6 protein-coding genes are annotated in these 9544 nt (G+C 66.6%); 5 read left to right on the plus strand and 1 reads right to left on the minus strand.

Annotation, left to right across the window (positions count from 1 at the left end):
* The first annotated feature begins 194 nt into the window (after window positions 1-194).
* The 5 genes from VGN82_RS04310 to VGN82_RS04330 are packed head-to-tail and all read left to right on the plus strand — an operon-like array spanning window position 195 to window position 6721.
* On the plus strand, window positions 195-1256 hold the full coding sequence (locus VGN82_RS04310; protein ID WP_327525760.1) for an ABC transporter substrate-binding protein: 1062 nt from the start codon (window positions 195-197) through the stop codon (window positions 1254-1256).
* A gap of 23 nt (window positions 1257-1279) precedes the next feature.
* Entirely contained in the window at window positions 1280-2338 is a 1059-nt protein-coding gene (locus VGN82_RS04315) for an ABC transporter ATP-binding protein (protein ID WP_327525761.1), read from the plus strand.
* Window positions 2335-4101: an ABC transporter permease subunit gene (locus VGN82_RS04320; protein WP_327525762.1), complete on the plus strand. Its 1767-nt coding sequence runs from the start codon at window positions 2335-2337 to the stop codon at window positions 4099-4101. The genes VGN82_RS04315 and VGN82_RS04320 overlap by 4 nt, the downstream gene beginning before the upstream one ends.
* A gap of 5 nt (window positions 4102-4106) precedes the next feature.
* Complete coding sequence (locus VGN82_RS04325) at window positions 4107-5636, plus strand: class I adenylate-forming enzyme family protein (protein ID WP_327525763.1); 1530 nt, start codon at window positions 4107-4109, stop codon at window positions 5634-5636.
* A 2-nt stretch (window positions 5637-5638) separates the two neighbouring features.
* Complete coding sequence (locus VGN82_RS04330; protein WP_327525764.1) at window positions 5639-6721, plus strand: hypothetical protein; 1083 nt, start codon at window positions 5639-5641, stop codon at window positions 6719-6721.
* A 94-nt stretch (window positions 6722-6815) separates the two neighbouring features.
* Here VGN82_RS04330 and VGN82_RS04335 read toward each other — a convergent pair whose 3' ends face one another.
* The gene (locus VGN82_RS04335) at window positions 6816-9263 is read right to left on the minus strand and encodes a M14 family zinc carboxypeptidase (protein ID WP_327525765.1); all 2448 of its coding nucleotides are present in this window, start codon (window positions 9261-9263) and stop codon (window positions 6816-6818) included.
* Window positions 9264-9544 lie beyond the last annotated feature (281 nt).

Here is a 9544-nt window from a genome sequence, read left to right on the forward strand (position 1 = left end):
TTCCGCGAGGTGACGGAGGCCAGCTTCCGCGAGTGCCTGGCCGCCGGCATCCGCAACCAGCGCGAGGCCTACGCCACCGGCGAGCCCGCCCGGATGATGGAAGAGTTCCTCGCCAAGCGCGCCGCCAGAAAAAGCGCCTGAATTTCGAGTTCACCCCGGGGAAATCGCGGAAAACCGCAGCAAGGGAGAGTATGATGACGAAGACGTTCGAGACCAGCCGCAGGCGGTTGCTGCAGCTCGCGGGCGGTGCGACCGCGGCATTGGCCGCGCCGAGCTTTATCGGCCGCGCCAGTGCAGCCACCCAGATCACCGTCGCCGATCCGGGCGGACCGTTCGGCCCTGCCTTCCGCAAGGCGTTCTACGACCCCTTCGAGAAGGCGACCGGCAACAAGGTCGTGAACGTCGCCCGCGAGGCGGAGCCAACCGCCCAGTTCAAGGCGATGGTCGAGACCAAGTCCTATACCTGGGACGTCTGCACGCTGACGCTGTCGGCCCGCGACATCCTGAAGGGGCAGGGGCTGCTCGATCCGATCGGCTTCTCGCATGCCGACGTACCCAAGCTGATGCCGCAGGCGATCTCGCCCGAGTTCATGGGCACGGATGTCTATTCGACGATCTTCGCCTATCGAACCGACAAGGTGAAGAACGCCCCGGCGAGCTGGGCAGACTTCTTCAATGTCGAGAAGTTCCCGGGCCGCCGCGCGCTCCGCAAGAACCCGATCGACACCATCGAGCAGGCGCTGCTCGCGGACGGCGTGCCGCTCGACAAGCTCTACCCGCTCGATATCGATCGCGCCTTCAAGGTGCTCGACAAGATCAAGCCGCATGTCGCCGTGTGGTGGACGGGCGGCGCGCAGTCGACGCAGCTTTTGCAGAGCGGTGAGGTCGACATGCTGCCGGGCTGGAATGCGCGGCTGCAGGCGGCGATCGATGGCGGCGCGCCGGCCAAGATCGTCTGGAACCAGGGTCTCTACTCGATCGAGGGCTGGGGTCTGCCGAAGGGCGGCCCGAAGGCCGACGTCGCCCGCCAGTTCGTGCGCTTCTGCTCGGACCCGAAGGCGCAGGCCGTCTTCACCGAGGTTCTGGCTTATGGCCCGACCAACCTCGACGCCTATCAGACGATCCCGGCCGCGCGCGCCCAGGTTCTGCCGACCTCGCCGGAAAACCTGAAGCAGATGGCCATTGCGAACGAGGATTGGTGGAGCGCCAACCGCGCCAAGGTGACCGAGCGCTTCAACGCCTGGCTCCTGACCTGATCGCAATGGCGAAGAGCGCCGGAATGACCGCAACCGCCCCCAAACCGGCCAAACTCGTGGTCGAGGGCCTGTGTAAGCGCTATGGCGCGACCACGGCCCTCGAGCCGAGCTCGCTCAGCGTCGCCGAAGGCGAGTTCCTCACCTTGCTGGGGCCTTCGGGCTCCGGCAAGACGACCTTGTTGCAGCTCATCTGCGGACTCGTCGAGGCGAGCGAGGGCAAGGTGGTGATCGACGGGCGCGACCAGTCGAGCACCCCCGTGCACCAGCGCGACATCGGTCTCGTCTTCCAGCATTACGCGCTCTTCCCGCACCTGACTGTCTCGGAGAACATCGCCTTTCCGCTCAAGATGCGCGGGCGCTCGGCCTCCGAGATCGAGAGCCGCGTTTCCGCGACGCTCGCGATGGTGCATCTCGGCCATCTCGCGAACCGCTTTCCGCGCGAGCTTTCGGGCGGCCAGCAGCAGCGCGTCGCTTTGGCCCGCTGCTTCGTCTACCAGCCCTCCATCATCCTGATGGACGAGCCGCTCGGCGCTCTCGACAAGAAGCTGCGCGAGCACATGCAGATCGAGATCAAGCGGCTGCATCGCGAAAGCGGCGCCACGATCGTCTATGTCACGCATGATCAGGAGGAGGCGCTCGCGATGTCCGACCGCATCTGCCTGATGAACCACGCGAAGATCGAGCAGCTTGGCGCGCCACGCGAGATCTACGAGAAGCCGCGGACGGCCTTCGCGGCCGACTTCATCGGCATCTCCAACATCTTCCGCGGTCGCTGGGACGGCAACGGTGCGATCGAGACCGCGCATGGCCGATTCAACCTGCCGACTGGCGCCGCTCCTGCGCAGGTGGAGAACGCGCTGGTCGTGCGGCCCGAGCACCTTCGCATCGGCGCCCGCGATGGCAATGCCATCTCCGGGAAGGTCAGCGAGATCGTCTATGCCGGCTCGGAAACGCGCGTGATCGCGACGCTGGCTGACGGCGCGCAGCTCGTGCTCCGGCTGGGTTCGGACGAAGCGGTCCCGCAGATCGACGAGGTCATCGTCGCCGGCTGGGCCCGCGACAAGGCGGTGCTGGTCGCATGAGCGCGGTGGCGGCGTCATCGACTGCGAGCGTGCCGCGTCCCAGGCTTCGCTTCGGCGCGCTCTGGCTCGCCGTTCCCGGCCTGCTCTTCCTCGCGGTCTTCTTCGCCTGGCCGGTGGCGCAGCTGCTGGGCCTGAGCTTCGTCGACAACGAGACCGGCGCGTTCTCGATCGGTACCTATCAGCGCATCGCGGCGACTGACGTCTATGTCCGCGTCCTCGGCATCACCTTCCGCATCGCCGGATGGACGGCGTTCTGGTCCCTGCTCATCGGCTATCCGCTGGCCTACTGGATCGCGCGGATGCCGGACATCTTTCGTGGCCGGATGCTGCTCTTCGTCATGGTGCCGTTCTGGACGAGTTATCTCGTCAAGACCTTTGCCTGGATGATCGTGCTCGGGCGCAGCGGCATCATCAATTCGCTGGCGACCGGCTCAGGCCTCGTCGACCAGCCGTTGCCGCTGCTCCATAACGAATTCGGCGTCATGGTCGGCATGGTCCATGCCATGGTCCCGCTCGCGGTCATGACCATGCTCCCGGTGATGACCGGCATCGACCGAAGGCTGGTGCAGGCCGCGCAGACGCTCGGTGCCTCGCCGGCGCGGGCTTTCTGGCTGGTCTATTTCAAGCTGTCGCTGCCGGGCGTGGCGGCGGCCGGACTGCTGGTCTTCATCTCCTCCCTCGGTTTCTTCATCGTCCCGGCTTTTCTGGGTGGGCGGCAGCAGACGATGCTGGCGCAGCTCATCATCACCCAGGTCCAGGAACTGCTGAACTGGTCCTTCGCGGGCGCGCTCGCGGCCATGATGCTCGCCGCTGCGCTGATCTCCTGCTGGGCCTATGATCGGCTCTTCGGCATCTCGACGATCGCTGGTGGCTCGGCCCAGAGCAGCCAGGGGCGTCTGCGCGATCTCGGTCTCGTCGTGCTCGGCGTCATCGGCACGGCGGCCGCGAAGCTTTCCGGCGCAGCCAATGCGATCCTTGGCAAGCGAGCCTGCGCGGCCATGTTGCCGGCGTTCTGCTGGCTCGTGATCGGCTTCCTGGTGCTGCCGACGCTGCTCGTCATACCGCTGGCCTTCACGAGCTCGCAGTTTCTCGAGTTTCCGCCGCCGGGGTTCGGCCTGTCCTGGTTCCGGACCTATTTCGACTCGCCGCTCTGGATCCAGGCGACGATCCGCTCCTTCATCGTTGCCTTCGCCACGGCGCTGGCGGCCACGGCGATCGGCGGCTTTGCGGCCCTTGCGCTGGCCAACAGCCGGACGCGCTGGAGCGGGCTGATCTTCGCCTTTTTCCTGGCGCCGATGATCGTGCCGCGTATCGTCATCGCTGTCGGCCTGTTCTACCTCTTCGCGCGTATCGGTCTGATCGCCACCGACCTCGGCCTGATCATCGGCCATACCGTGCTCGCCATCCCCTTCACGCTGGTCACCATCGCGGCCGTGCTCAAGACCTATGATCAGCGGCTCGACCAGGCGGCGGCGACGCTCGGCGCCAACCGGGTGCGCACGCTGACTGGAGTCACCATTCCGCTGGTGCAGGGCGGGCTCGTAGCCGCTTTCCTCTTCGCCTTCATCACTTCGTTCGACGAGCTGACGATCGCGATCTTCGTCAGCGGCGGCATCAAGACCACGCTACCAAAGCAGATGTGGGACGACATGATCCTGCAGCTCAACCCGACGCTTGCCGCTGTCTCCGTGGTCGTGCTGGTCGTCGTCACCGCAATGCTGCTTCTGGCCGAACGGCTCCGCTCCTCCTCGCGCACAACATGACAGTCATGACGCCTCTTTCAGCCGACGGTTTCGTCGATCTCCTGACCGCGCGCGCCCGCGCCGAGCCGGACCGCGTCTATGCGCGCTTCTGCGGCGAGCCGCTGACCTATGCCGAGCTGGAACGTCGCTCGGCCGCTTTCGCCGCACATCTGCGCGAGCGCGGGCTGAAGCCCGGCGACCGCGTCGCCGTGATGATGCGAAATTCGGTTGCTGCCATCGCGGTCGTCTTCGGCCTGGCGCGCGCCGGCGTCGCCTGGGTGCCGGTCAACGCCCAGCAGCGTGGCGACGGGCTGCGCTATCTGCTGACCCATCCCGACCCCAGGCTCGTCGTCGTCGATGCCGATCTGGCCTCCGAGATCGGTGCGGCCATGCCCGAAGGCGCACACGAGCTGCTGATCCACGAGGCTGATGGGGCGCTGGACGCGATCCTGTCCTCGGGCGCGTCCTTCTCCGAGCCTACGCCGGCTCCCGATGCGATCTTCGCCGTGATGTATACGTCCGGCACGACCGGGCGGCCGAAGGGCGTGCTGGTTTCCCACCGCATGCTGCGGTTGGCCGCCGAGGGCGTCGCGCTCGTCTCGGACGCGCAGCCCGGCGAGGTGTTGTTCGTCTGGGAGCCGCTCTATCACATCGGCGGCGCCCAGCTCCTGCCGCTGCCGATGATCCGCGACATCACGCTGGCGATGGTCGATCGGTTCAGCGCCAGCCGCTTCTGGAGCCAGGTCAAGGCCGAGGGAGCAAGCCATGTCCATTATCTCGGCGGCATCCTGCAGATCCTGCTGAAGCAGCCGGTTTCCGCGCTCGACCGCGAGCACGGCGTGCGCATCGCCTGGGGCGGCGGCTGCCCGCCGGACATCTGGCCGCAGTTCCGGGACCGCTTCGGCGTCGAGATCCGCGAATGCTACGGCATGACCGAGGCCTCCAGCATCACCACCTTCAACGACAGCGGCACCGTGGGCTCGGTCGGTCGGCCAATGCCCTGGTTCGAAGTCAGGCTGCTGGCCGCCGACGGCTCGGACGTGCCGGTGGGCGAGCGCGGCGAGATCGTGATCAGGACGAGCCTGCCGGGCGCGATCTTTCCCGGTTATCTCGACAATCCCGAGGCAACGGGCCGGGCGCTGCGCGACGGCGCCATGCACACCGGCGATCTCGGCTCCTGGGACGCCGAAGGCAATCTCTATTTCCACGGCCGCATGACCGACAGCGTCCGCTGCAAGGGCGAGAACGTCTCGGCCTGGGAGGTCGAGCATGTCGCGGCCGAGCATGAGGCCGTTGAGGATTGCGCGATGATCGGCGTCGCGGCCGATGTCGGCGAGCAGGACATCAAGCTTTTCGTGAAGCCACGTGACGGCGCGTCGGTCGATGCTGCCCTGCTGTCGGCCTGGCTGGGCAGCCGCCTCGCTCCCTATCAGAACCCCCGCTACATCGCCGTCGTCGACGATTTCGAACGCACGGCGAGCCAGCGGATCATGAAGCACAAGCTCTCGCCGCGCCTCGACGATTGCTGGGACCGCATGGCGGCCAAGGGACGCTGACGATGAGTGGTTGCGACATCCTGGTCTCCGGCACCGGCGGCTTTGCCGCCCGCATCGCCTTTGACATCGCGGCGACTGCGCCCGCTCCTGTTTCGGTCGTCATCGCCGGCCGGAATGCTCAGCGGCTCGACTGGCTGCGCACCGCCGCCAATGCCCGCGCCAAGCTCTTTGGCACGAAGGCGCGCTTCACGACCTACAGCGTCGACCTGCTTGAACCCGGCGCTTCGGACGCCATGCTCGCCGCCACGGGTCCAAAGGTCGTGGCCCAGGCGGCCTCGATCCAGACCTCACAGGTCATCGCGCAGAGCGGCAATGCCTGGACGCGGCTGGTCGCCGAGGGGGGCTTGAGCGCCACCGCCGTCTTCCAGGCGCTGCTCTCCGCGCGCGTTGCCGCTGCCAACACAAGGCGCGGCAGCCCGGCCATTCTGGTCAATTGCGGCTTCCCGGACGTCGTCAACGGCATCATCATCGCGCTCGGCCACAAGGTCGCCAGTGGCATGGGCAATGTCGCGATCCTGTCGAACGTCTTCGGCGGCTCGGCCAGCACGCCTCCGGGTGCCGAGGTCAAGGTCCTCGCGCATTACCAGAATCTCGCCGAGTGGCGGAAGAAGCCGCAGGAGCGGCAGGGCAGGGCGCCGCGCGTCTGGATCGACGGCAAGGAGGTCGCGGACGTCTTCGGGACCTTCTCGGACATCCAGCTCACACCGGAGCCGGTGATCGAGATCTCCGGCGCCAGCGGCGTGCCCATGCTGCTGGCGATGGCGCTCGGACGCGAATGGTCCGGGCATGTGCCGGGGCCGAACGGCTTGCCGGGCGGCTATCCGGTGCGGCTGGCGGGCGGCGAACTTACGCTCGACCTGCCGCCGGGCGTCGATCGCGAGGAGGCTGTCGCATGGAATGCCTCATTCGAGGCGGAGAACGGGATGGTCGTGGCTCCCGATGGCCGGATTTCCTTCACCGGCGTCCTGCTCGAGAAGATCGGGCAGTATCGGCCAGCACAGCGCTCGGGCTTCGCGGCCAGCGATCTGGAGGCCGTCTGCGAGGACCTGCTGGAGCTGCGCTCCGAGCTTATGCTGGCCCCATAGAGTTACGCCTTCCGCCGGCGATGAGCCGCGAGATGGCCGGCGGGCACATACTCGACATAGGCGCAGGCCCGTGCCAACGCCGCCTTCTCGGGGCTTACCCCTGCAAGATCGCGTTCGTCAGCAGGCCGAAGGTGTTGCTCGACTGGCCGCGGCTGACCGGGTCGAAGGCGAACGCCACGATCGAGCCCTTGCCTAGCGCCTCGTAGGTGGCGAGAACGGCGCCCTGCAGGCGCCACTGGCCGATTGCCAACCCGCTGAGGAGCGGGCTCGCGTCAGCAAAGCTTGCTATCGTGTCCGCAGCGCCCGGCTCGAAACACCGGCCGGTGAATGTGATGTTGAGCCCTGCCGGAAGACCTTCTGTCAGGGGATGAGTGCTGGTCTGCACCAGCATGATCGACTTGCCGTAGATTGGCCTGGCCTCGCCTGGTGCGACCGGAAACGTTCGCAACACGACCTTGGAGGATAGCGCCTCCAGCCATCCGGTCGCGGATCCGACCAGAATGACGCGTCCTCCATCCTTGATGAAGGCCGCAATCTGCGCGATCGCCTCGCTGCCGATCGCCCCCACCATGTGATGAAATGCCGGGTCCACATGCGCGAGCGGAGGATCTGGGAACACTTCGCCGGGTGCGGGTGGGTGAAAGCCGACCGGCGCGCGGCCGTCGGGGATGATGAGCACATCGATGTCGTCGCGCCAGGCGTCCTCTGCAATCTGGCGCGGAAACAGCGTCTGGTGCCTGATGCCTTCGCGGTCGAGCAACCAGCGCGTCCAACCAGCGTTGGAAAGACCGCCGAAGACGTCACAGATACCGACCGAGACAGATGTTTGGCGCTCGGCGGCAATCACTTCTCCAGACGTCTGCGACGAGGGTGGTGAAATCTGGGACGAGCTTTGCAGCGGCGCGAATTCCGGCAGTGCTCCTTCGAGGATGCGATGGAAAGTCAGGCCCATCTGCAAGGCCAGCGTCTGGCCCGCGCCATATTGCGCCGGCGAACCACCTTCGGATCGCGCCAGCGAGACGGGGTAGGATTGCGGATCGAAAGCGTTCTGGATCACGCCGCGTTTGCTCTGCGCGGCGGGGATGATCAGGGACCCTGCTGGAAGCAGGACGCTCCCCTGCCGGAGGTCCGTCTGCGTCAGGCCGATGGCGACGCCGTTGGACATCATGGCGTCGCAGAAATCGGCCAGCGCTCCCGGATCATGCTGGTCGAGGGGCAGGATGTACGCGATTGCGTTGCGCCGTTCCGGTGAACGCAGAATCGTCTCGAACAGCTCCGGCCGCACCATGGTCCCGCCGCGCAGATTGCCGGTCGTGACACCACCGGCCCGGTCGTAGTCATCCAACTCGTCCGCGCCGATGGCTGAGCCGTGCGCCGCCCCGAGTTCCTGGAGCGCATCGGATTGCGTGGTCCAGCTCTCGGACTTGCCGGCTGCGACGGCCGCCAGGTTTGCTCCGTAGACCGTGGCCAGGAGCCGGTCGCGGTTTCTTCTGACCCAGTCGAGCACGCCGAGATAGGCGCTCATCTGGTAGGCGAGGCCGTCCCTGGCGTGCCATAGGCGGGGCTCGATGGGGCGGGGCAGGCCCATCTGCGGCAACTGCTTGTCGATCACCGCCGGTATCCGTTGCGGGTGGGGTGTCCCGATAACCTCGGTGTGGAAGGTCACCACGTTGTGCAGCGGACAGGGCAGCATGCCGAAGGCCCATTGCTGATACTCGGTGACCTGCCCGAAATAGCTCCCGTTCTTTCCTTCGCCCAACAACCGCCCATGCAGTGAAAGCCCGAGCTCGCTGGTCATCGTCACGAGGCTCGCATCGACGCCGGGGCTGAGCGGCTCCTTGTAGGGCGGAAGGTACATGGCCGCACCGAGCGGGCCGGTCTGGTGCGCGTCGAGAATGACCTGCGGGCAGAAGGTTTCGTAGAGGGCGCGGTTGATGTTTCGCGTCTCTGGCAGGCGGGCGGCGAGGAAGTCGCGGTTGTTGTCGGAGCCCGAATAGGACGGCTTCATGAAGGGCAGGACGCAACGGAGCTCGGCGGCACGATCGCTCGGCTCGGCTGGCTTCATGTAGTTGGTGGCAGCGTACTCGTGCCCGTCAGGGTTGCCGTGCCCGATGACCACGACGACCTGTTCGAGCCAGCGCTCGACTTCCGGGTTGTCCACCCTGCACAGCTGATACGAGAGTTCGAACAGCGATTCCGATGTCACGACCTCGCTGGTGTGGACGCCGGCGCCCAGATAGACGACGGCCGGGCCATCCAGCAGCGTCGCCTCGTCGCAATCGGCCGGGGCGCGATCGGGATAGGCGATGATCCTCGCTTTGGCGAGGATCCCATCCAGTTTCCCGCTATTCGCCTCGCTCGTGACCAGTGCGAATTCATGCGGCAGGCCGTCGGAGGTCGTGCCGATCTCGCAGACCCGCAGGCGGGCCGAGGCTGCGGCCAGGGCCCGCCAATAGCTGCGCAGGCGCTGATAGCCGGCGAGCTGAAAATCGGCGCAAACCTCGTGTCCGAGGAACGCGCTCGGGGTGGGGATCGCCGTCATGGCCGCTGTCCGATGAGTTGAAGCGCTGCGATATGTCGTTGGGACGCCCTGTCCGCGCGAGCGCGAGGACGAGGCGTCTCCCATCAATGCGAGAACGCCTGCGCGATGCCTTGGCTGATCGCGGGAAGGGCGAAATCCGCTCAGGCGCTTTTTCTGGCGGCGCGCTTGGCGAGGAACTCTTCCATCATCCGGGCGGGCTCGCCGGTGGCGTAGGCCTCGCGCTGGTTGCGGATGCCGGCGGCCAGGCACTCGCGGAAGCTGGCCTCCGTCACCTCGCGGAA

This window comes from Allobosea sp. (assembly GCF_035999205.1).
GTDB lineage: Bacteria > Pseudomonadota > Alphaproteobacteria > Rhizobiales > Beijerinckiaceae > Allobosea.

Bases quoted from the DNA above. Each gene is read 5' to 3' on its own strand.
- VGN82_RS04310 (WP_327525760.1), top strand. From the start codon at position 195: ATGACGAAGACGTTCGAGACCAGCCGCAGGCGGTTGCTGCAGCTCGCG.
- VGN82_RS04315 (WP_327525761.1), top strand. From the start codon at position 1,280: ATGACCGCAACCGCCCCCAAACCGGCCAAACTCGTGGTCGAGGGCCTG.
- VGN82_RS04320 (WP_327525762.1), top strand. From the start codon at position 2,335: ATGAGCGCGGTGGCGGCGTCATCGACTGCGAGCGTGCCGCGTCCCAGG.
- VGN82_RS04325 (WP_327525763.1), top strand. From the start codon at position 4,107: ATGACGCCTCTTTCAGCCGACGGTTTCGTCGATCTCCTGACCGCGCGC.
- VGN82_RS04330 (WP_327525764.1), top strand. From the start codon at position 5,639: ATGAGTGGTTGCGACATCCTGGTCTCCGGCACCGGCGGCTTTGCCGCC.
- VGN82_RS04335 (WP_327525765.1), bottom strand. From the start codon at position 9,263: ATGACGGCGATCCCCACCCCGAGCGCGTTCCTCGGACACGAGGTTTGC.